We start from the raw sequence: 22,907 nt of genomic DNA on the forward strand, positions 1-22,907 counted from the left end.
CGTATGTTCTCCGTTAGGTTGAAAATTGTTAGAACGTGCTCTGGATCTTCAGGCCGCCGACCACGGTGTCGTCGACCTGCGACACCCCGCCCGGATGGCGGATGTACTGCAGGTTCGGGCGCACGGTGAGCCAGTCGGCCAGGTGAATGCCGTAATAGAGTTCGGCGCTGTATTCGGTGTCCTGCACCGGCAGGTAACCCGGATCGTCGTAGTCGTCGAGCCCGGCGGCCTGGTTGGCCAGGCGGGCGTTCTTGCGGTAGGCGGGATTGACGTGCACGCGGGCGAGGGCGAAGCCGATGTCGTCCTTGGCGCGGGCGTCGAAGGGGCCCTTGAATAGCAGTCCTGCCTGAACATAGTTGTCGATGGCATTGGTCTTCTTGTCGTGCACCGTGGCGTTGGCGAACAGGCTCAGGCCGCGCGATCGGTCGGATGCCAGCGAAGTGACCTGCTGCTGGGCCCCGATCCATAGGCCGTGCTTGCTCGAACTGCTGCGGTAGGCGTCGCCACTGATGGCGGCCGGCTGACCGTTGCTGTCGTTCAGCACATCCTGAGCCTTGGCATTACTGTAGTAGTAGCCGGCGCGATATTCCCCTTTCAGGCCATTGACCGTCGGGCTCCAGACCAGTTCGATCGGCATCACGGCGCCCTGGGTGCCGCTGCCGCTGAGTTTGAAACCGTTGCCAGACTCGAGGTTGGAGGGGTTCTGCTCGTATACGCCGATCTGGGCGTACAGCGTGTCATCGAGGTTGTAGCGTACCCGCAGGGCCCACTGGCTGACCGGCCAGTTGTACCAGACGCTGCCGGCCCAGTTGCCCACCTGCGAGCCGCAGAAGGCCAGGTTCTGGAAGTCGCAGGGGAAGCTGTTGAAGTCCTCGCCTTCGCCGAAACGGCCGAATTTCACGTCCAGGGCGCCGTCGAAGTACTTCTGCTTGATCCACATCTGCGTCAGTCGCCAGGTTTCGCCCCGGCCCCAGACTTCCTGGGCAGAGGTGAAACCGCCGACACGCGGGTCGTTGATGCGGTCGTTGCTGATGTTGTCGCCGTGCCGTTCGGTGACCGTCAGCTGCACTTCGGTGTCTTGCCAGCCGAGGATCTTTTCCAGGTCCAGGTGGCTGCCAAAGGTGAACTGGTCGCTGTAGCGCGCGGTGCGGTCATGGTCGTAGCCACCGTGCAGGTTGCTGCCCATTTCGCCGGTGTAGCCGAGGGTGAAGTCGTAGCCTTGTTCCAGCAGTTCGCTGCGGGTGCCGCCCCAGTCGCCCAGCATCCAGGGGGAATCGCTGGCGAACGGTTCACTGGCGCTGGCGGGGGTTGCCAGGGCACCGAGGGCAAGGCCGATGTAACAGGGTTTGGGCAGTTGGAGCATGAGGTAGCGCTATCTTCTGATTATTGAAAAAACGGCAAGCGCATCGAAGGTTGGGCCTTCAATGAATATGGCGACAAGATGGTCTGAGTGAAGCGTTTCAGCTGCGGCGGGAGGATATAGGGGAAATTGTAAGAAAAAAAGACAAATTGTCGCAGTTGATTATTACCGAAGTGGTAACAGTCCAGTGAATACCCCTGCCTTAGTCATGATTCAATGGCTTGCGAGGGCTTGTGGGAGCGGGCTTGCCCCGCGAACACGGGCATAGCCCGTGCCAGGCTGCGCTGGTGTCTGGGCCGGCCTCTTCGCGGGGCAAGCCCGCTCCCACAAAATTCCTCAGGGCAATCAGAAGGAGGTACGCAACCCTACTTCAACACTACGCCCAGGTGCTGGCGCAATATCCCGCAGGATCGAACTGGCATAACGCACGGTCTGGTCCGTCAGGTTCTCGCCACGCACGAAGGCCAGCCACTGGCTCTGACCAATGTCGAAGCGATAACCGACACTCGCCCCCAGCGTGGTATAGCCATCGGTGCCGGTCTCATTGGCCGGCGTTCGGTGCTGCGAAGCGGCATGCTGCACATCGACCCGTGCCTGCCAGCGTTCCAGCTCCCAGACCAGGCCACTGTTCAACCGCAGTGGCGCGATGCGCGGCAACGGCTCGCCGCTGTCGAGGTTCTTCGCCCGGGTGTAATCGCCAGACAGCTCAAGCGCAAAGCTGCCATGACGGTTCTCCAGCAGTTGCCAGCGGTCCTGGGCCTCGATGCCATAGAACCGCGCCCGCACGCCTTGATACTGGTATTCAGGCAAGTCACCGTGGTCGTGGTCGTGATCCTCGTCGCCATGGTCATGATCGTGCCCTTCACGCAGATTGCCGGTACCGATCAGCCCGATGTAGTTGCGAAAGTGGCTATAGAAGACCCCGACGCTGCCTTTGTGCGTACCGTTGTCGAAGCGCAGGGCCAGGTCGGCGGAGATGGCCTTTTCCTTGTCCAGGTTGGCATCGCCGACCTCGAACGCCCCGGTGGCGACGTGGGCGCCGTTGGCGTACAGCTCGTAGAAGGTTGGCGCCCGTTCGGTGTAGGCGAGGTTGGCAGCCAGCGACCAGACCGGGTCGAGCTGGTACACGGCCCCCGAAGACAGGCTGTAGGCGTTGAAACTGCTGGCGCTATCGGCATCGACGAAGTTTTCGTTGCCTTTGGCATCCGGGTCCACGCGGGTATGTTCCAGCCGGGCGCCAAGGCTCAGGTTCAAGCGTTCACTGGCCTGCCATTGCTCCAGCATGAACAGCGCCAGGCTGTCGGTGTCGGTGTGCGGAACGAAGGCTTCCTCACCGAGGGCCGAGAATTCGTTGCGGCTGACCTGGGCGCCGAGCACGCCTTCGAGTGGGCCGATCGGCTGGTGGCGGGCTTCGATGCGTGCCTCGTAGCCTTTGTTCTTGAAGGTGGTGTGTACCTCGCCGCTCTCGATCTCGCGGTGTTGGTAGTCGGTGTAGCCGGCATCGACCTTGACCGAGCTGAACGGGCCGTCCAGGTCACGCAGCTCGGAGGCAAAACCGTAGTGGTCCTGCTGCATGTCCAGGCGCACGCCGGGTTCGGCGACCGAGCCGTAGTTGCTGTCGTAGCGGCTGTAGGACAGACCGGTATAGCCGTGGTCCCAGTGGTAGGCGCCGCCGATCGCACCGCCATCCTGGCGACCGTCGCTGTTTTCCAGGCGATGCTTGTTGCCCGGTTCGTCGGCGCTGCGCGCGCTCGAACTGCGTGCATAACCGGGTATGCGCAGGTCGTTGAACTGGCGGCTGTTGGCGTCCAGGTGCAGGGCGAAGGTGCCGTCGCCGGCCTCCAGTTTGCCGGCGCTGCTGCGGGTGGTGTCGGCGCCGCCGTAGCGCAATTCGCCCGCACCGTGAATGCCCTCCACCGGCGCGTCGGGGATCCGATTGTCGAAGGTGTTGACCACGCCGCCAATGGCATTGCCCCCGTACAGCAGGGCGGCAGGGCCGCGGACGATTTCCACGCGCTCGACGGTAACCGGGTCCAGGGGGACGGCGTGATCGTAGGACAGCGACGAGGCGTCCAACGCGCCAACGCCGTTACGCAGGATGCGGATGCGATCGCCGTCCAGGCCACGGATGACCGGGCGACTGGCGCCTGGACCGAACCAGGTGGAAGCGACCCCGGGCTGCTTGTTCAACGTTTCACCGAGGCTGCCGTGTTGCTGCTGCAGCAGGTCGTCACCGGCGAGCACGCTGCTGGGGGCGGCCAGCTGTTGAGTGCCCAAGGGATTGGCGGTGATGACCTGGGGTTCGAGTTCAACGGCTTGGCTGGGCGAGGCGGCAAACAACAGCGCGACCGAGAGAGGGGAGAGGCGTAGCGGGATGTGCAGCATGGGGCTGTGACGTTCCTTGGCAGAGACTTTTGTGTTGTTACAATATAACATCACTATTTCAGCACAGAGCTTTTGCCCCTGGCCAGCGTTTTTCGCGGACCACTCCACATCCCACCCACCACTACACTCGTGTAAGGTGCGCATCTTTTTTCAACGCTGGAGCACTGGCATGAGCACGGCCCAACACAACGCGCTGCACGGCAAGACCCTCGAACAGATCCTCACCGAGCTGGTGGCGCATTACCAATGGCAGGGTTTGGCGGAGCGTGTGGATGTGCGCTGCTTCAAGAGCAACCCGACCATCAAGTCGAGCCTGACCTTCCTGCGCAAGACGCCCTGGGCGCGGGAGAAGGTCGAGCAGCTTTACGTGAAACTGCAGCGCCAGGCCTGATATGCCGCGACACCCCTGCTTGACCTTGGTGGCCGTGCTGGGCTGGCTGGGCCTCACGGTGCAGGTCTACCTGGTGCTGCTGGCGCGCTGGCAGGAACAGGCCAGCCTCATCGGCGGGCTGATCAATGTGTTCGGCTATTTCACGGTGCTGACCAATACTTTGGTGGCGACTGTCGTGAGCTACGCGGCTTTTGGGCGGGAGTGCGGTGCCAAGCGGTTCTTCCTGTCGCCAGCAGTGAGTTCCGCGGTGGCCGCCAGCATCATCCTGGTGGCGTTGGCCTACAGCGTGTTGCTGCGGCACCTGTGGCAACCCGAAGGGTGGCAATGGCTGGCGGACGAACTGCTGCATGATGTGATGCCGGCGCTGTATGTCTTGTACTGGTGGTTCGTGGTGCCCAAGGGCAGCCTGCGGCTTTGGCACCTGGCTGCGTGGGCGTTGTACCCGGCGTTGTATTTCGGCTATGCGCTGTGGCGGGGCAACGAGATCGGGGTCTATCCGTATCCGTTCATTGATGTGGCGAGCCTGGGGTATGGGCAGGTGATGCTCAATGCGCTGGGGGTGTTGGCGGGGTACTGGGGGATCGGCCTGGTGCTGTTGGGGCTGGATCGGTGGCGCGGGCGGCGGGTACGAACATTTGCATAATCTGTGCTGGCCCTATCGCGGCTAAAGCCGCTCCTACAGGGGTGGCGCAGTACCTGTAGGAGCGGCTTTAGCCGCGATAGGGCCAGTGCAGACAAAGCAGCTCACTCGTCGTCCGCAGTGCCCTCAGCCCGCCAATAGGCCGCAGCCTTGAGCGCATCTTCCGAAACCCCCTTCTCCAGCAACAACGCCTTGGCCTGCCGCGTCAGCGATTTCTCCAGGGCAACCCAGCTGTACAGCCTCCCTTCAGGCAGCCCCAAGCCGTCCAGCAACGCCAACAAATCCTCATCGCGCTTCACCCAGATCACCTCGACCTGCGCCTGGCTCGGCAGCGGCTGGCGTTCCTGCTCATCCTCGATCTGGATCACCGCCAGCACCTGGCGACCTGCCGGCAGCGCCTCAAGGCGTCGGCCGATGGCCGGGATGGCCGTCTCGTCACCCACCAGCAAATAACTGTCGAAGATATCCGGCACCACCATCGAGGCACGCGGCCCGGCAATGTTCAGAATCTGACCGGGTGCGGCCTGGGCTGCCCAGGTCGAGGCAGGGCCATCGCCGTGCAGCACGAAGTCGATGTCCAGTTCGTTGGCGACCAGGTCGATTCGCCGAGGCGTGTATTCACGCATGGTCGGCCGCACAGCGCCGTCGCGCCCCAGGTTGCCGGCGTCGATGGCCTGTTGCTGCTCGGCCGTCTCGGCGAACAGCAGCTTGATGTGGTCGTCGCTGCCGAGGCTGGTGAAGCCTTGCAGTTGCTCGCCACCCAAGGTGATGCGGCGCATGCGTGGGGTCAGGTCGATTACCCGCAGCACCTGCAGGCGGCGCTGGCGGATCTCGTGGTTGACGCGGTGGATGCTGTCACTCATGGGAATTCTCCGTGGCGGGGTCGGTCGACCCCGAGGCAATGGCCTTGGCCGTATCGTTGAGCAGGTTGCGTACCCGCTGGATTTCTTCGGGGGTCCAGTGGCCGCTATGCATGTGCAGGGCATGGCGCAGGTTGCCGACCGCTTCATGAATCTCGGGCGGGCGGTCGTGGCCACGCAAGGCGCGCTTGCTGACTTCGATGCGCATGCGCACACCGTCCAGGGCCACGGCCTGTTCGACGAGGGCGTTGCGGCCGGCGTCGGTGATGGCGTACAGGCGTTTGCTGCCCTGCACCTGGCCGCTGATCAGCTCGGCTTCCTCGAGGAAGTTGAGGGTGGGGTAGATCACCCCGGGGCTTGGCGTGTAGCTGCCGTCGAACAGGTTTTCGATCTGGCGGATCAGGTCGTAACCATGGCCAGGCTGTTCGGCCAGCAGCGACAGCATCAGCAGTTTCAGGTCGCCGGGGGCGAATACCCGCGGGCCGCGCTCACCGCGGCCTGGCCGGCGTTCGAAGGGATCATGGGCGTGAGGGTCGCGCATGAGCGTGAGGCTCCGTCGTTTAGATATATCGCAAGATATTACTCAAGATATATCTAAAGACAAGCCTATAAATGCGGATGATTATCATCTAAATATTCGATGGGTTTCCCGTCTGCATCGCCACCTTAGGCGGATTGCACGCGTTGGGGTTGCCCGGCTCCAGGTATGGCATGAGGATCGGTGCCATGCCTTTGAGCACTTGCACGGGCAGCGCCGAGGTGAACTTGAACGCTTCGGCGGAGCGCCCCGGCACAAATGCCGTGAGGGTGCCGAAGTGGTTGTCGCCGAGGAAGAACACGAAGGTCGCGGTTCGGTTCAGCGAGCGCGAACCGATCAGCCGGCCACCTGCGCCGAAACTCTCGATGCGGTTGTCGCCGGTACCGGTCTTGCCGCCCATCACCAGCGGCGTACCGTCATGCAACTTGAAGCTGCCGGAGATCCGCCGCGCCGTACCGGCATCGACCACTTGCGACATGGCGCCCTTGAGCGCGCGGGCCACTTCCACCGGAAGAATCCGCTGGCCGCGGTCGGGGTCGCTGATCAGCTTGGTTTCATAGGGGGTGTCGGCGGCGAAGTGCAGGGTATCGATGCGCAGGGTCGGCAGGCGCACCCCGTCGTTCTGGATGATTCCGACCAGTTCGGACAGCGCCGCCGGGCGGTCGCCCGAGCTGCCGATGGCGGTAGCCAGCGACGGCACCAGGTGATCGAACGGGTAGCCCACGCGTTTCCAGCGCTGGTGGATGTCGGTGAAGGCCTCGATTTCGACCATGGTGCGGATGCGGCTGTCACGGGCGCCCTGGTGGCGGCTCTTGAACAGCCAGCCATAGACTTCCTGGCGCTCGAAACGGCTGGCATTGACCATCTCGGTCAGCGTGGCGCTCGGGTTCTTCAGCAAGTAGCCGAGCAACCACAGGTCCAGCGGGTGCACCTTGGCGATGTAACCCTGATCCGGCAGGTCGTACTTGCCGGGGCCGTACGCTTCGTACATCTCCGCCAGGCGGCCGTCGGTGAGTTTGCCCAGGGCGATCTTGTCGTCCTTGGTGTGCGCACGGACGAAGGCGTTGAAGGTTTCCTGCCCCGCTTCGGGGAACAGGTAACGGTGCACCGCCGCCAGGCGCTGCGGGGTCACGCGCATGCTGTCGAGGAAGGTATCCAGGCGCTGCTGGGAGGTCTTGCGCTGGTACTTCTTCCAGAACCGCATCAGGTAGTTGGTGCCTTCCTTGTCGGCAAAGCGCGCCAGGTATTCCTGGCGGCGCGGGTCCGAATCGTCCTTGAGCAGCGGTACCCGATTGAACGGTTGCTGGTAGGTCACGTAACGCACCAGGTCACGCATCAGGCGAATGAACGGCAGGTTGATCGACTCGCGCAGGGCGATCTTGAGGGTCGGATTGCGGCTGTTGTCTTCCTTGCGGAAGTTGTTGAACACATGCATGCCGCCACCGGTGAAGAAAGCTTCGCCGGTATTGGCCGAATACTTGCGCTCCAGCGCGGCGTCGAGCATGGCGTCCAGGCTCTGGTTCTTGCTGTTCTGCGCCAGCCATTCCAGCGACCACTGGGTGATGCGGTCGAGCTCGGCGACTTCGACCGTCTTCAGCTCGGCGGGGGTCTTGCCGGCGTACTTGTCATGCAGCTCGGCGATGATCTCCAGGTAGGTGGTGAGCACCCGCAGTTTGGCGGTCGAGCCCAGTTCCAGCTTGCTGCCTTCGTTGATGTCGAAGGGTTGATCGGTGCTGTCGGTCTGCACCCGCACCCGCGAGCCGTCGGCGGTGCGCTCGAACAGGGTGAAGCTGTAGCGCACCTGGTCGGTGGTCTTGGTGGTCAGCAGGCGCTCGCCGATCAGCCCCATTTGCGCGGCGAACTCGGGGTCGGAGAGGTTCTTCAGGTACTGGCTGACCTGCATCTGCAGGTCAGCCTGCAGGGTGCTGGTGGCCGACACGTCGAGGCGATCGAGGTCGTACAGCGGGCGGTTGAGCATGGCGGCCAGGCGGTTGCGCGCCAGGCTGATGCCCTTGTTGGTGATGATCGGCACGATGGTCGGTTGCGCCACCCAGTCGCGGTACACCGCCTTGCTGGCCAGTGCCGCGTCGGCCAGCGGGCGGTCGATGATGTTGTTGGCGGCGAGCACGCGAATGTGTGAATCGGTGAGCTCGGCCAGTTCGACCCGGCCTTTGGACAAATAGTGCGAAGGGCGCCGCTGGGCGATCATCAAGGACAGCACCTGGCGCAGGGCCAGGCCGCGTGCGGCCAGGCTGTCCGGGTCGCTGGCGGTCGAAGTGAGGGCCTGGTTGACCTGGTCGAAATCGGCGCCGTACCACACCCGCAAGCCTTCGGCCATGCCGTGCACCTCGCCATGACCGGGCACTGCCGACAGCGGCACGCTGTTGAGGTAGTCACGCACGATGCGCTGGCGGGCTTCGGTGGTGTCCGGGCCGCCCTGGTAGGCGCGCACACTGGCGGAAATCATCTGGCGGATTTTCTCCGCACCCGACACGGTCAGGCCGTCAGGCGAGTGCCGGTACTTTTCCAGCTGGGTGGCCAGGGTGCTGCCGCCGGCGGACTGGCCGGGCAGGGCCAGGTACTTGGCCACCTGGCTGTAGGCGGCCTTGGCAAAGCGCGGCCAGTCCACTGCCGGGTTGTTCTTCGGGTCCTTGGGGTCCAGCAGGTCGCGGTTCTCGATGAACAGCAGGCTGTTGACCATCACCGGCGGGATCGCTGCGAAATTCGGGTACAGGTGCTGGGGGTAGTTGTACTGATACAGCGTGGCGCCGCGGCAATCGGTGATCGCAAGGCCTGCCTGGATCTTCTCGATGTAAGGGGCGAACAGGCCGTGATCGACGTAGTTCATCAGGGCCGGTGAGAATTTCACCTGTTCACCGATCAGGTAATCACGCTTGAGCAGACGGGGCAGGAATTCGCCCAGCGCGCTGTAGCCCAGGCGCTTGTCGAACGGGCCTTCGCCCGGATAGACGATGGCATCGCTGGGACCTGGCTGCAGCGAGTAGGTGAGGGTGGTGGCCAGCTTGCTGAATTCCCGCGATTGCAGCTCGGAAGTGCGGAATTCATCGTACGCGGCAAAGCCGATGGCGATGATCGCCACCAGCAGGATCAGCAGGATCAGCCGCCACCAAAGCCGACGCTGACGGGGGGACTTGGGTTGTGGCGTCTCGGCCAGAGGTGTTTCGGGTGCTTCCGTTCTGGATGGTTCCGATTGCCACAGTGCGCCCATAGTCTTCAATCCGGCCAGGTATTTTCGTATTGCTTTGCCTGAAGCTTAGACGTTGACGGCACGAGGTGAAAAATTTGTAGGAAGAGCAGAAAACAGATGTGGGATATGCGGCTTTGGTGTGGGTTTTTTCCTGCTGGGATGTTGCTAGGGTGGCCGTACAGCGTGACCGGGCACACAGCTGTTCCCGATTTCTCGCCAAATTTATGAAGATTTACAGTGAAAAGCCCTACGTCGGGATTCCTATACTGCTCGGCCCCTTCGCCCTGCCGGCCGCTCTACACCGGCATACGGGCCGGCCCACGAGGCCAGCCTGGCGAGCGAACGCCACGCCTATCGGCGGGCCGCCGCTGCACGAAGGTCATATCCAATAACAAAATGAGGTTGTATTGCTATGCCAGTCGGCAACCACCCTGCCCATGCAGAGACCGCCCAGGGCGGCCCTCTCAAGCGTGAACTGGGCGAACGGCACATCCGTCTGATGGCGCTGGGCGCCTGTATCGGTGTCGGTCTTTTCCTCGGTTCGGCCAAAGCCATTGAAATGGCCGGCCCGGCCATCATGCTTTCCTACATCATTGGCGGCCTGGCGATCCTGGTCATCATGCGCGCGCTCGGTGAAATGGCCGTGCACAACCCAGTCGCCGGTTCTTTCAGCAGCTACGCGCAAGACTACCTCGGCCCACTCGCGGGCTTTCTCACCGGCTGGAACTACTGGTTCCTGTGGCTGGTGACCTGCGTCGCGGAAATCACCGCCGTGGCCATCTACATGGGCATCTGGTTCCCCGACGTGCCACGCTGGATCTGGGCCCTGATGGCGCTGGGCAGCATGGGGGCGGTCAACCTGGTCGCGGTCAAGGCGTTCGGCGAGTTCGAGTTCTGGTTCGCCCTGATCAAGATCGTCACCATCATCGCCATGGTCCTTGGCGGCATCGGCATCATTGCCTTTGGCTTCGGTAATGACGGCGTGGCGGTGGGCATTTCCAACCTGTGGAGCAACGGTGGCTTCATGCCCAACGGCGTGACCGGCGTGCTGATGTCGCTGCAGATGGTGATGTTCGCCTACCTGGGCGTGGAAATGATCGGCCTTACTGCTGGTGAAGCGCGCAACCCGCAGAAAACCATCCCGCAGGCCATCGGTTCGGTGTTCTGGCGCATCCTGCTGTTCTATGTGGGTGCACTGTTCGTGATCTTGTCGATCTACCCGTGGAACGAGATCGGCAGCCAGGGCAGCCCGTTCGTCATGACCTTCGAGCGCCTCGGCATCAAGACTGCCGCCGGCATCATCAACTTCGTGGTCATCACCGCGGCGCTGTCGTCGTGCAACGGCGGTATCTTCAGCACCGGGCGTATGCTCTATAGCCTGGCGCAGAACGGCCAGGCCCCGGCGGCCTTTGCCCGTACCTCGAAAAACGGCGTGCCACGCAATGCGCTGCTGCTGTCGATGGCTGCCTTGCTGCTGGGTGTACTGGCCAACTACCTGGTGCCGGAGAAAGTGTTCGTCTGGGTGACCTCGATCGCCACCTTCGGTGCGATCTGGACCTGGGTGATGATCCTGCTGGCCCAGCTGAAGTTCCGCGCCGGGTTGTCGAGCGCCGAGCGCAAGGCCCTGAAGTACCGCATGTGGCTGTGGCCGCTGAGCTCCTACCTGGCGCTGGCCTTCCTGGTGCTGGTGGTGGGCCTGATGGCGTACTTCGAGGATACCCGCGTGGCGCTGTACATCGGCCCGGCGTTCCTGGTGCTGCTGACGGCGTTGTACTACACCTTCCGGCTGGCGCCCAAGCAGGCGCAGGGCGTGGTCAGCCCAGCGGCCTGACGAGTCTGGGGGGCCGCCTTCGGGCGGCCCTTTTGCTGGCAGTTTTCCTCGGTCTGTGTAGCCGTCAACTGACATTTTTGTCAGTAGAACACCTTGCACCTTTCGCCTAACGTGGCGTTCAGGCCAGGCAAGGAAGGGCGGCACCGACCATGCAGCGCAGAATACTCGTGTTCTTCAAATACCTGATCGTCGGCGTCTTCAATACCGCCATTCATGTTGCAGTGTTCACTGCGATGCACCTGTTTGCCGGCACTGACCAGGCGATCAGCAACCTGACGGCCTTCTTCGTGGCGCTGTCGTTTTCCTTTCTGCTCAACTCCCGTTACACCTTCAGGGTGCCCCTCTCTCTCCTGCGCTACCTGGTGTTCGTGGTAGGCATGGGCAGCCTCAGCCTGGCGCTTGGGGTGGTTGCAGATGCTCAAGGCTGGCGTCCGGCAGCCACCGTCATGCTGTATTCGCTGATCAGCCTGGTCCTGGGTTTCCTGCTGTCACGCTGGATCTTCACGGAGCGACGCAAGTGGATATTTCGTTGATCGTGCCGGTGTTCAACGAGGAGCTGGCGATCCGGCCGTTCTATGACGCAGTACGCCAGGCGTTGAGGGGTGAAACCGTGAGGGTCGAGCTGATCTTCGTCAACGACGGCAGCCAGGACGGTAGTGAACAGCAGATCCGTCAGCTCATTGCTGGCGACCCGGATGTCATGCTGGTCGACTTGTCGCGCAACTTTGGCAAGGAAGCGGCGTTGTTTGCGGGCTTGGAGATGGCCGTTGGCGAGGCGATCATCCCGATCGATGTAGATCTTCAGGATCCGGTAGATGTCATTCCGCTGTTGATCGAACAGTGGCGAGCCGGCTTCGATGTGGTGCTGGCCAAGCGCCGCGATCGCTCCAGTGACACTGTCCTGAAGCGGTTGACCGCCAGAGGGTTCTACTTCCTGCTCAAGCGGATTTCGCAGATACGCATCGAAGAGAATGTCGGCGACTTCCGCTTGCTCGACCGTAAGGTCGTGGAGGTCATCAAGTCGATGCCAGAACAGCAATTGTTCATGAAGGGCATGCTGTCCTGGGCGGGGTTCAACACCACGGTGGTCGAGTACGAGCGCGTGCCACGCGCTCAGGGCGGCAGTCGATTCAATGCCTGGAAACTGTGGAACCTGGCATTGGACGGCATTACCTCGTTCAGTACGGTGCCGCTGCGGCTGTGGACCTACCTGGGCGGCACCATCGCCTTCGCGGCGTTTACCTACGCGGCGGTATTGGTCGCAGACAAATTCATCTTCGGCAACGCCGTGCCTGGGTATCCCTCGCTCATGGCGGCGATCTTGTTTCTGGGCGGGGTGCAGTTGATTGGCATCGGCGTGATGGGGGAATACATCGGTCGCATCTATATGGAGTCCAAGCACCGTCCGCGTTATGTCGTGAAAGGGATGGCAGGGCGCAATGCCCCCCAGCGGAGCCGGGGGGCATTCAAGGAGGAACGATGATCACTTCACCGTCAAGGCAGGGGAGTGGTGCGAAGGCTTGCGTGGTCGTGGCGATCTTGCTGGTCAGCGCCGCATTGCGCTTTCACCAGGTGACGTTGCCCGTCATCTGGCTGGATGAAGCATTCAGTGTATTGCTCAGTCGCTTGTCGCCAGGGGAAATCTTGTTTCATACCGCCCGAGATGTTCACCCGCCGCTTTATTACCTGATCTTGCATTACTGGATGCAAGGGTTTGGCAGTGACGCCTTGGCCGTTCGAAGTTTGAGCGTTTGCGCGGGCATCGCAACCGTAGGCGTAGGCATGCTGCTGACACGCCAACTGGCATCCTGGCGCGCCGCAGTCATGGCAGGTGTACTGATGGCTTTCTTTCCGATGGGCATACGTTATAGCCAGGAAGCGCGGATGTATGCGTTGCTCGGTCTGCTGTTGATGACGGCCGTCTACATGCTCTGGCTCTGGGTAAGCAGGCAGCGGAAAGTCTATTTGGTCGCCTACTGCCTGTTGATGGTCGCCGCGCTGTATACCCATTATTTTGCAGTGATGGGCGCATTGGCCAATTGGGTCTATCTGTCGTTGACACGGGATGCGCAAGGCAAGGTGCTGGCAATGTCTCGCGCCTGGTGGGTGGGGCATGTGGCGATGGTCGTTGCCTATTTGCCCTGGTTGCCCACCTTGTATCGCCAAATGGATCATCGGGAGCTGATCGGGTGGATCGCTCTTCACCCCACCACCGTCATGAGCGTGCCACGCTCGTTCATGCAAGCCTTCACCATGAGTAAAGACGCCGCACTCGCAGGCATGTTTGGCGTGTTGCTGTCGATTTCTCTGTTGCTCGTATCGCTACGTGTGCTGCGTCGAGCCTCGAAACCTGGCCAGCCCGATGTTCTGCTGTTGAGCTACTGCTTTGTCCCGGTGTTGGTGGTCTGGCTGGTTTCCTATGCCGTGCCGATCTACATCGACCGATACTTGCTATTTGCGCTTTTGGCACTGCCGCTGGTGGTGGCAATCGCTGCAGACGCATCGCCCAAGCGGACGTTGCTGCTATCGGTAGTTGGCTGTTTGCTCATCGAATTGACCGGTTTGGCGCACTTTTACGATTACCAGGCCAAACCAGGCGGTGACGTGGCCACTGTCATGGCGCAGGTCAATGAGCAATGGCGCGCAGGGGATGCGTTGCTCAGTGATCGCAAAAGGTCCTATCTTTCGATCGAGTACTACAACGACACCGGACAGCCTGCTTTTTTCTTCACTGCCATCCAACCTGATACGACCGGAAAGGCGGCAACTACATATGGAACCTTGACCTTGTTCTATCGACGGTCTGATGTACTTTACGTGGCGAATCCACAGGATCTTACGAAACACTACAAACGGCTTTGGCTGATTACCGACCCATCGTCTCCGTACACGCCGCAGGTACCCGTCGACGGCTGGGAAAAAATCGGCGAGCTGGTCGAGGGTTCGACCAAGGCACTGCTGTTTGCAGTGCCTGAGCAGGCCAATCGTTAGTCCTGGCGTACCATCAGGCCGCTTGTGGTTCGAAACTGTCTGCCCGCGCCATCTGCCACATGCGCGAATAAAACTCCCCATCCACCTCGCCGGTCAGCAATTCGCCCGGCTTGAGGAACACGTGCATCTGCGAGAACAGCTTTATCTCGGTGGCCGATACACGCCGCACCAGGTGCTTGGCTTCCAGCTGCGCCGGATGTTCAAGGCCTGCCGCGGCAAGCATCTCGGCCAGGGCGCGCAAGGTGTTGTGGTGGAAATTCAGCACACGCTGGGCCTTGTCCGGCACCACCAACGCACGCTGGCGCAAGGGGTCCTGGGTGGCCACGCCGGTCGGGCACTTGTTGGTGTGGCAGCTTTGCGACTGGATGCAGCCGATGGCGAACATGAAGCCGCGTGCCGAGTTGGCCCAGTCCGCACCGATGGCCAGCACGCTGGCGATATCGAAGGCGCTGACGATCTTGCCGCTGGCGCCGAGCTTGATCTTGTCGCGCAGGTTCAGGCCAACCAGAGTGTTGTGCACGAACAGCAAGCCTTCGCGCAGCGGCACGCCGATGTGGTCGGTGAACTCCACCGGCGCGGCACCGGTACCCCCTTCCTTGCCATCGACGACGATGAAGTCGGGCAGGATGCCGGTTTCCAGCATGGCCTTGGCGATGCCCATGAATTCCCACGGATGGCCGAGGCAGAACTTGAAGCCCACCGGCTTGCCGCCCGACAGTTCGCGCAGCTGGGCGATGAACTGCATCATCTCGATGGGCGTGGAGAAGGCGCTGTGGCGTGACGGCGAGATGCAATCCTCGCCCATCAGCACGCCGCGGGTGTCGGCGATCTCCTGGGTCACCTTGTGCTTGGGCAGGATGCCGCCGTGGCCTGGTTTGGCGCCCTGGCTCATCTTGACCTCGATCATCCGCACCTGCGGGGTGCTTGCTTGGGCAGCGAAGCGTTCGGGGTCGAAGCGGCCGTCTGCCGTGCGACAGCCGAAGTAGCCGCTGCCCAGTTCCCAGACCAGATCGCCGCCGTGTTCACGGTGATAGGGGCTGATGCTGCCTTCGCCGGTGTCATGGTGGAAATTGCCCAGCTTGGCACCCTGGTTCAGCGCGCGGATGGCATTGGCACTGAGCGAGCCGAAGCTCATGGCCGAAATGTTGAAGATCGATGCCGAGTACGGCTGGCTGCACTGCGGGCCTCCGATGAGGGTGCGGAAGCTCCCGGGGTCGGCCAGCGGTGCAGGGCGCATGGAGTGGCCGATGAATTCGAAGCCGGACTGATACACGTCGATCAGGGTGCCGAAAGGCTTGTCCGAAGCTTCGTTCTTGGCGCGCGCATAGACCAGCGAACGCTGGGCACGGGAAAAGGGCAGGGCATCGCTGTCGGCTTCCAGCAGGTACTGGCGGATTTCCGGGCGGATGCCTTCGACCAGGTAGCGAATGTTGCCAAGGATCGGGTAGTTGCGGCGTACCGCGTGGCGTTGCTGCAGCAGGTCGAACAGGCCGATCAGGCTGAGCAACGCGGTGGTCAGGGTGAATGGCCACAGCCATTCGTGATGAAGAAACGGCAGGCTCGCCAGGGTGAACAGTATACAAGCGGCGAAAAAGGCGTAGCGGCTGAGAAGTGACAGGCTCATACGGGGTCCTTGCGATGGCTCGGTCAGGCTCAGGGGCCTGGAACAAACCCCGACCATAGCCCGGTTGCGCGGCGCTGAAAATGAAAATTGGGGTAACAAAAATCATTCGCGCAAGAGTTTTTGCCGCCAACTGTCCTGCTCGGCGGCCGGGGCCTCGACCCGATAGCTGTAGCGCCCGGCGATGCGCATGGCCACGGGCACGCCATCGCGGTACAGCAAGCGGTTGCCACTGACGGCCGGTACTTTCGCCCCAGGCAGCAGTGACCCCACCAGGTTCAGCGGGTCGCTGGCGCTGACTACCACCAGCGCACCTTCCAACGCTCGCCGCCGTACCTGCCTGAGCAGGCCGACCGCCTCGGGCAAGGCGAACTGCTCCCCCGCCAGGCCGGCGATGAAGCGCCCGCCGCGAATCTCGCCGCGCGCCTCCAGGCGGTGATAGCAACGCAGCAACTCGCGCCAGGGCGGCAGCACATCGCTTTCCCGCTCCAGCAGGCGCCAGCACATCACCCCGTAGCGCCTCAGCAGGGCCAAGGCGATGTGCTCCAGGCGCTCGCTGTCATCTGTATTGCCGCTGCCCTTGCGCAGTAATGCCCAGCGCCCGGCATGGGCCATGTTGCTCGACAGCGGCGGGTGGCCACGTCTGCTGTTGCGCGAGGTGCGCTTCGCCGCCGGGGTGATCAGGCTGCGCAAGCCGATGAAGCTGTCGGCCCCCACCAGCCCTGCGCCCACCAGTGCCTGGAGTGCGGTTTCCAGTTCGCTGGGCAGCAGGTGGGCATCGTGCGCCAGTTCATCGAAGAACAATGCCCCTTGTGCCAGCAGCACTTCGTGCACCCGTTGCGCGCGCAGGGCGAGGGTGTCCACGGCTGGGGCCGGCGCCAGGCTGCGCCAGGTGCCGAGGTTTTCACGGGGCAGCAGCACCAGCGGGGTACTGGACAAGGTATTGCTGGCCGCCGTCGCTGCCAGCCGACTCCAGGCGAACTGCCCGCTGCGGCAGGCGTCATCGAGCCAGTGCGGGCTGTAGTCGGCGATTCGTGCTGGCAGCAGCTCTGCTTCCCAGGCCGCCGCCGCGCTGGGGAAACCCTGCAACTGGCCAAGTACCTCGGTCACGGCCAGCGGGCCGCGCAGGCGCTCGCCCGGTGCCAGGTGCTGCCAGTCGAACAGAAAGCGCATGAAGTCCTGCAGGCTGACCGGCTCGATTTCCCGGCGCAGGCGCTTGACCGTGTAGCGGTGGATGCGCGCCAGCAGGTGACGTTCGCACCACTGCGGCGCGTGCTGGCCTGGACTGAAGTGGCCGCGCAACACATACCCTTCGGCCTCCAGCCGGGCCAGGGCCTGCTCGACGGCCGCCAGAGGCTTGCCCAGGGGGGCGGCGATCTGCACCAGGGTCAGGGGACCATGGCCGCTCAGGCGGGCGCGCAGCAGCTCGCTGAGGGCGCTGTCCGGGTCGATGGCCTGGTCGAACCCGGACAGTATGTCGAGGGCAGGTGCCGTGGGCGCTCGCGGGTACAGCGCGTGCAGCACGTTCATCCGTTCGCGGGCCAGCCAGAGCTGCTGCGTGGGCAACTGCAACGCCCGCCCGGCCTTGGCCAGCTGGCGCAGCAGCAGGTCCCAACTGGCGTTGGCGTGTACTTCAGGTTGGCTGATGGCACCCAGGCTCATCAACGCTTCGTGCATTTCGTCGGCATTGCCCGGTTGGGGCCACGCTTCGGCCTCGACGGCAGCAATGGCGTCGGCGTCCAGCGCGCCGAGGTCATCGCCGCTCTGCACCGGGTTCCAGCGCCGGTTCAGTACCGCCTGGGTGCGGCGCTCTTCCAGCGGGGCGTCATCGAGAAAGGCATAGGGCCTGGCATTGAGAATGGCCGAGGCCAGCGGTGAAGGGGCCGGCAGGTCGCGGCAGAGCAACCGCACCTGGCCATGCTCCATGCGCCTGAGCAGGGCCAGCCAGCCTTCGCAGTCCATGGCTTCGTGCAGGCAGTCGTCGAGGGTCTGCTCGACCAGCGGGTGATCGGGGATCTGCCGTTCACCGGCGATGTTTTCCAGGCAGGCGATCTGGTCGGGGAACACGGCGGCGATCAAGTCCTCGCTCTTCATCCGCTGGATCTGCGGGGCCACCTTGCGCCCGCCCACGAAGCGCGGCAGGGCCATGGCCACGGCGGCGTTCCAGCGCCAGCGCACACCGAACAGCGGGGCGTCGAGCAGGGCCTGGATGAGGATGTGCTCGGCGCTGCGGCTGGGCAGGTAGCGCCAGACTTCGTCCAGCTCGAAGCTGTGGCTGGTGGACAGCGACAGCACGATGGCGTCCTCGCTGGCCGCCGCCTGCAACTCGAAGTTGAAGGTGCGGCAGAAGCGCTTGCGCAGGGCCAGGCCCCAGGCGCGGTTGATGCGGCAGCCATAGGGCGAATGGATGATCAGCTGGGTGCCGCCGGACTCATCGAAAAAGCGCTCCATCACCAGGGTTTGCTGCGAGGGCAGGGCGCCCAGCACTTCACGGGTACGGCCCAGGTAGTCGAGCAGCTGGCCGGCACAGGCTTCGTCCACTTCGAAGGTGCTTTGCAACCACAGCAAAACCTGGGTGAAATCGCCATCGCTCAGCCCAAGCTGCTCGTCAATACGGGCCTGCAGGCGGGCCACCGCGGCAGACAGTTCATCGCTTCGCCCCGGCGCTTCGCCCAGCCAGAACGGTAGGGTCGGCGGCAGGCCATGGGCGTCTTCGACCCGCACCCGGCCCGGTTCGACCCGCAGGATGCGGTAGGACGCATTGCCCAGCTGGAAGATGTCGCCGGCGATGCTCTCCACGGCGAAGTCTTCGTTGACGCTGCCGATGTTCAGCGCCTGGGGTTCGAGGAGCACCGTGTAGTCGGCGGTCTCGGGGATGGTGCCGCCACTGGTCAGCGCCGTCAGCTGGCTACCCCGGCGCCCGCGCAAGGTGCCGCTGACGGCATCGCGGTGCAGGTAGGCGCTGCGGATGCCCAGGCGGCCGTTGTAGCCTTCGGCGAGCATGCGCAGCAGCGCCTGGTAGTGGTCCGGGTCGAGTTCGGCGTAGGGGGTTGCCTGACGCAGGCAGTCGAACAGGGCCTGTTCCTGCCAGGTTTGATTGCTGGCCTCGGCAACGATCTGCTGGGCCAGCACATCCAGGGGGGCTTTGGGGATGTGCAGTTCGTCGAGTTCGCCCTGGCGGATGCAGTCGAGCAAGGCCACACATTCGATCAAGTCGTCCCGCGAGGTGGCGAACAGTCGCCCTTTGGGCACGCCCTCAACCTGGTGGCCGGAGCGTCCGACACGTTGCAGGAAGGCGGCGATCGAGCCTGGCGAGGCGATCTGGCAGACCAGGTCGACATCACCGATGTCGATACCCAGCTCCAGCGAGGCGGTGGCGACAAGCACCTGCAAGTCCCCGTTCTTCAGGCGTTGCTCGGCATCCAGGCGCAGCTCCTTGGCCAGGCTGCCATGGTGCGCGGCCACCGCTTCCTTGCCCAGGCGGTCACTGAGGTGTCGGGTCAGGCGTTCGGCCAGGCGCCGGGTGTTGACGAACACCAGCGTGGTGCGATGTTGCCGGGCCAGGGCGGCCAGGCGGTCGTAGACCAGTCCCCAGACATCGGTGGCCATCACCGCGCCGAGCGCCACGGGTGGCACCTCGATGGCCAGGTCACGCTGGCGGGCATGGCCGATATCGACGATCGCGCAGGGGCGCAGGTGGCCGACTAGAAACTGCGCTACTCGCTCCACCGGGCGCTGGGTGGCAGACAGGCCGATACGCTTCAGAGGACGCCCGCACAACGCCTGCAGGCGCTCCAGGGTCAGTGCCAGATGGGCGCCGCGCTTGTTGCCGGCCAGGGCGTGGATCTCGTCGACGATCACTGTGTGTACGCTGGCCAGGCCTGCGCGGCCCGAGGCCGAGCCCATCAACACGTACAGCGATTCGGGTGTGGTCACCAGAATGTGCGGGGCCAGCTTGCGCATGGCCGCCCGTTCCTTTTGCGGGGTATCGCCGGTGCGCACGGCGGTGGTGATGCGCGGTGCCTTCAGGCCCTGCGCTTCGAGGACTTGGCTGATGCCCTCGAGTGGGGCCTGGAGGTTCAGGCGGATGTCGTTGGACAGCGCCTTGAGTGGAGAAACGTAGATCACCTGGGTTTGTGCCGGCAGCTCGCCGTGGTGCTCCAGGCCTTGGCGGAACAGCGCGTCGAGCACGGCAAGGAAGGCGCTGAGGGTCTTGCCCGAACCGGTCGGCGCGGCGAGCAGCATCGACTGGCCGGCATGGATCAGCGGCCAGGCACGGGCCTGGGCATCGGTGACCGTGGCGAACTGGCGACGGAACCAGGCGCCGACGGCAGGGTGGAACAGCTCGAGCACCGGGTGCTGGTGGGCTGGCAGGTTCATGCCTTGGTTATGGCGGGTAGAGGGCGGCTTGGCAAGGGGCCGTTCGTCTGCTCCGGCCCTATCGCCGCGGTTCGTCGCCACGACAAGCCGGCGATAGGGCCGGGACAGACAGCACTATCCTTGTCAGGCCAAGGCGCCCATGGGATTCTCCCTCCCTTTGCCCGCGAGCCCACCCCATGCCCAACATCATCCGCATCGCCGCCGCCCTGCTCATCGACCCCCAGGGCCGCACCTTGCTGGTACGCAAACGCGGCACCCAAGCCTTCATGCAGCCGGGTGGCAAGATCGATGCGGGGGAAACACCGGTGGCTGCCCTGGTGCGCGAACTGCACGAAGAACTGGGCCTGCACATCGACCCGGCGCAAGCCATCCCCCTGGGCCAGTTCAGTGCCCCGGCAGCCAACGAACCGGGCTTCGAAGTGCAGGCGCAGCTCTTCAGGGTCGACTGCGCCGAGGCCGTGACCCCGGCAGCGGAAATCGAAGAGGTGGTGTGGCTGGCCGCCGACCAGGCGCCTGCGCTGGAGCTGGCGCCGCTGACCCGCGACCTGATTCTGCCGCTGTATCGCCAGGCCGTCAGCGGACCGCGCTAACCCCATCGAGGGTGGCGAACGAGGTGTCCTTGGCGGTCAGCAGGAAGTCGCGCATGTACGGCGCATCGAGCATGTCGGTGCGCACTGCAGCATACAGCGTGGCGAACAGGCCTTTCTCGCCCAGGCGTTTGCCCTTCACGTAACCGCGTGAGCTGTATTCGTGCAGCGCCCAGTGGGGCATGCCGCAGACGCCACGGCCGCTGGCCACCAGCTGCATCATCATCACCGTCAGCTCCGAGGTGCGCACGACGGCGGGTTCGATGTCGGCAGGTTCCAGGAAGCGGGTGAAGATATCCAGGCGATCACGCTCCACCGGGTAGGTGATCAGGGTCTGGTCGATCAGGTCCTGCGGCACGATGAAGGGCTTGCTGGCCAGCGGGTGCTGGTTGGCCACGGCGAGCATGGCTTCGTAGGTGAACAGCGGCACGTAGGTGATGCCCGACAGGTCCACGGGATCGGAGGTCACTACCAGGTCGAGGTCGCCACGGGCCAAGGCGGGTAATGGCGCGAAGGCGAAACCCGAAGCCAGGTCCAGCTCGACTTCCGGCCAGGCATCGCGGAACTGGTCGATGGTCGGCATCAGCCACTGGAAGCAGCTGTGGCACTCGATGGCCATGTGCAGGCGTCCGGCCGTACCACCGGCCAGGCGGGCAATGTCACGCTCGGCACCACGTAGCAGCGGCAGCGTGGCGTCGGCCAGCTGCAGCAGACGCAGCCCGGCGCTGGTGAAGCGAATCGGCTTGGTCTTGCGCACGAACAGGGGCAGGCCCAGGCGCTCTTCCAGCTCCTTGAACTGGTGGGACAGCGCCGATTGCGTCAGGTGCAGGCGTTCGGCGGCCTCCACCAGGCTATCAGCCTCGCGCAGGGCATGAAGGGTTTTCAGGTGGCGGATCTCCAGCACAGCAGACTCCGAGAGAAATTTTGAGGAAACAGGGATTAAGTTGAGTTTCTCTCATGTTGCCCCTCACTGTCGACTGAACCTTGGATCAACCGCCGGGCAGGGTTCATCAAACTGTCACTGAACTGTGGCAGCGCGCTTGAATGAAAGTCATCAGACTCGCGCTCTACTGGGGATCTGCATTCTGGTTTTCTTACATGCGCGTTTTTTGGGTCATTTTCTTTTTCGTATTCAGCGTGTCGGCCAGCTTCGCCGACAATCGCTGCAATGCCCAAGTGGCGGTGCAAAGGGCCGAGATTGGCGAACTGAGCCTGGTCTACCAGAGCGTCGGGGCGCCGCGTGATCCGGCCTTGTTGCTGGTCATGGGCCTGGGCGGCCAACTCATTCACTGGCCGGACGACGTGGTCGAGGCGTTGTGCCGCCAGGGCTTTCGGGTTATCCGTTACGACAACCGCGATGTCGGCCTGTCACGCTGGAACCAGCTGCCGCCCACGGCCAACCTGACGGTTCAGTTGCTGCGCTACAAGCTGGGCTTGCCGGTTACCGCGCCCTATACGCTGACCGACATGGCGGGTGATGGATTGCGCCTGATGGACGCCATGGGCATTCGTCAATTCCATGTGCTGGGCGTTAGCATGGGCGGGATGATCGCCCAGCACCTGGCGGCGATGGCGCCGGAACGGGTGCGCAGCCTGACGCTGGTGATGTCCAGCTCTGGCGCGGCAGGCCTGCCGGCGCCGGACCCTGCCCTGGTGCAGCTGTTGGCCCGGCGCAGTGCGCCCAATCGCGAGGTGGCCATCGAGCAGCAGGCTGACTTGCTGGCGGCATTGGGCAGCCCGCAGGTGCAGGATGATCGGGCCGCTTTGTTGCAGCAGGCTGCAGCGGCCTATGACCGTGCGTTCAACCCCGAGGGTGCCAAGCGCCAGATCATGGCGATCCTTGCCGAGCCCAGTCGGGTTGAGCTGCTCAACCAACTGCGCGTGCCGACACTGGTGGTGCACGGCACGTCCGATCCGTTGTTGCCGGTGATGCATGGGGTGCACCTGGCGGCGCATATCCAGGGTAGCCAGCTACGGCTGATTCCGGGGTTGGCGCATCGCTTCCAGGAGCCGTTCAAGGCGCCGTTGCTGGGGGCGGTGTTGCCTTACCTGCAAGCGCACCGGCAGGACGTGACGCATATCGCTGGCCTGTAGGGCGCTAAGATCGAGCAGCCT

16 protein-coding genes are annotated in these 22,907 nt (G+C 63.5%); 8 read left to right on the forward strand and 8 right to left on the reverse strand.

The features are described 5' to 3' along the window. Window positions 1-28: 28 nt before the first annotated feature. Window positions 29-1,363 (reverse strand): carbohydrate porin, encoded by a 1,335-nt coding sequence (locus ACIPZG_RS14140; RefSeq protein ID WP_400714620.1) that lies wholly within the window; start codon window positions 1,361-1,363, stop codon window positions 29-31. Between the two features lie 342 nt (window positions 1,364-1,705). Beyond that, window positions 1,706-3,745, reverse strand: coding sequence for a TonB-dependent receptor (locus tag ACIPZG_RS14145; RefSeq protein ID WP_400714623.1), 2,040 nt, complete (start codon window positions 3,743-3,745; stop codon window positions 1,706-1,708). Window positions 3,746-3,914: 169 nt separating this feature from the next. On the opposite strand from ACIPZG_RS14145, the gene ACIPZG_RS14150 reads away from it, so the two are divergent. Together ACIPZG_RS14150 and ACIPZG_RS14155 are read left to right on the forward strand one after the other, a co-directional pair. Further along, on the forward strand, window positions 3,915-4,136 hold the full coding sequence (locus ACIPZG_RS14150) for a VF530 family DNA-binding protein (RefSeq protein ID WP_008093990.1): 222 nt from the start codon (window positions 3,915-3,917) through the stop codon (window positions 4,134-4,136). A 1-nt stretch (window position 4,137) separates the two neighbouring features. Further along, a complete protein-coding gene (locus tag ACIPZG_RS14155; protein ID WP_400714626.1) occupies window positions 4,138-4,779 on the forward strand; it encodes a Pr6Pr family membrane protein in 642 nt (213 codons plus the stop codon). 101 nt (window positions 4,780-4,880) lie between these two features. On the opposite strand, the gene ACIPZG_RS14160 is transcribed toward ACIPZG_RS14155, so the two are convergent. The 3 genes from ACIPZG_RS14160 to ACIPZG_RS14170 all read right to left on the reverse strand — a co-directional run bounded on the left by ACIPZG_RS14160 (window position 4,881) and on the right by ACIPZG_RS14170 (window position 9,403). Further along, window positions 4,881-5,639, reverse strand: a complete 759-nt coding sequence (locus tag ACIPZG_RS14160; RefSeq protein WP_400714629.1) for a siderophore-interacting protein — start codon at window positions 5,637-5,639, stop codon at window positions 4,881-4,883. Beyond that, window positions 5,632-6,177, reverse strand: coding sequence for a PadR family transcriptional regulator (locus tag ACIPZG_RS14165; RefSeq protein ID WP_400714632.1), 546 nt, complete (start codon window positions 6,175-6,177; stop codon window positions 5,632-5,634). The genes ACIPZG_RS14160 and ACIPZG_RS14165 overlap by 8 nt, the downstream gene beginning before the upstream one ends. Before the next feature lie 88 nt (window positions 6,178-6,265). Further along, window positions 6,266-9,403: a transglycosylase domain-containing protein gene (locus ACIPZG_RS14170; protein ID WP_400714635.1), complete on the reverse strand. Its 3,138-nt coding sequence runs from the start codon at window positions 9,401-9,403 to the stop codon at window positions 6,266-6,268. Window positions 9,404-9,794: 391 nt separating this feature from the next. Here ACIPZG_RS14170 and ACIPZG_RS14175 point away from each other — a divergent pair, with 391 nt between their 5' ends. From ACIPZG_RS14175 to ACIPZG_RS14190, 4 genes are all read left to right on the forward strand, one after another. Next, window positions 9,795-11,213: an amino acid permease gene (locus ACIPZG_RS14175; RefSeq protein WP_400714638.1), complete on the forward strand. Its 1,419-nt coding sequence runs from the start codon at window positions 9,795-9,797 to the stop codon at window positions 11,211-11,213. Between the two features lie 149 nt (window positions 11,214-11,362). Continuing rightward, window positions 11,363-11,746, forward strand: a complete 384-nt coding sequence (locus ACIPZG_RS14180) for a GtrA family protein (protein WP_400714641.1) — start codon at window positions 11,363-11,365, stop codon at window positions 11,744-11,746. After that, entirely contained in the window at window positions 11,731-12,696 is a 966-nt protein-coding gene (locus ACIPZG_RS14185) for a glycosyltransferase family 2 protein (protein ID WP_400714644.1), read from the forward strand. The genes ACIPZG_RS14180 and ACIPZG_RS14185 overlap by 16 nt, the downstream gene beginning before the upstream one ends. After that, window positions 12,693-14,204, forward strand: coding sequence for a glycosyltransferase family 39 protein (locus tag ACIPZG_RS14190; RefSeq protein WP_400714647.1), 1,512 nt, complete (start codon window positions 12,693-12,695; stop codon window positions 14,202-14,204). The genes ACIPZG_RS14185 and ACIPZG_RS14190 overlap by 4 nt, the downstream gene beginning before the upstream one ends. Window positions 14,205-14,217: 13 nt before the next feature. On the opposite strand, the gene ACIPZG_RS14195 is transcribed toward ACIPZG_RS14190, so the two are convergent. Together ACIPZG_RS14195 and ACIPZG_RS14200 are read right to left on the reverse strand one after the other, a co-directional pair. Continuing rightward, entirely contained in the window at window positions 14,218-15,828 is a 1,611-nt protein-coding gene (locus ACIPZG_RS14195; protein ID WP_400714650.1) for an FMN-binding glutamate synthase family protein, read from the reverse strand. Between the two features lie 102 nt (window positions 15,829-15,930). Further along, entirely contained in the window at window positions 15,931-20,205 is a 4,275-nt protein-coding gene (locus ACIPZG_RS14200; protein ID WP_400714653.1) for a DEAD/DEAH box helicase, read from the reverse strand. A gap of 176 nt (window positions 20,206-20,381) precedes the next feature. On the opposite strand from ACIPZG_RS14200, the gene ACIPZG_RS14205 reads away from it, so the two are divergent. After that, window positions 20,382-20,795, forward strand: a complete 414-nt coding sequence (locus ACIPZG_RS14205; protein WP_400714656.1) for an NUDIX domain-containing protein — start codon at window positions 20,382-20,384, stop codon at window positions 20,793-20,795. Here ACIPZG_RS14205 and metR read toward each other — a convergent pair. Next, on the reverse strand, window positions 20,779-21,696 hold the full coding sequence (gene metR, locus ACIPZG_RS14210; RefSeq protein ID WP_400714659.1) for a transcriptional regulator MetR: 918 nt from the start codon (window positions 21,694-21,696) through the stop codon (window positions 20,779-20,781). The two genes, ACIPZG_RS14205 and metR, sit on opposite strands and share 17 nt — an antisense overlap. Before the next feature lie 194 nt (window positions 21,697-21,890). On the opposite strand from metR, the gene ACIPZG_RS14215 reads away from it, so the two are divergent. Further along, window positions 21,891-22,886, forward strand: a complete 996-nt coding sequence (locus ACIPZG_RS14215; RefSeq protein WP_400714662.1) for an alpha/beta fold hydrolase — start codon at window positions 21,891-21,893, stop codon at window positions 22,884-22,886. The last annotated feature ends 21 nt before the right edge of the window (window positions 22,887-22,907 follow it).

Origin of the sequence: Pseudomonas sp. NPDC089395 (assembly GCF_044749525.1) — a bacterium.
Classification (GTDB): Bacteria; Pseudomonadota; Gammaproteobacteria; order Pseudomonadales; family Pseudomonadaceae; genus Aquipseudomonas.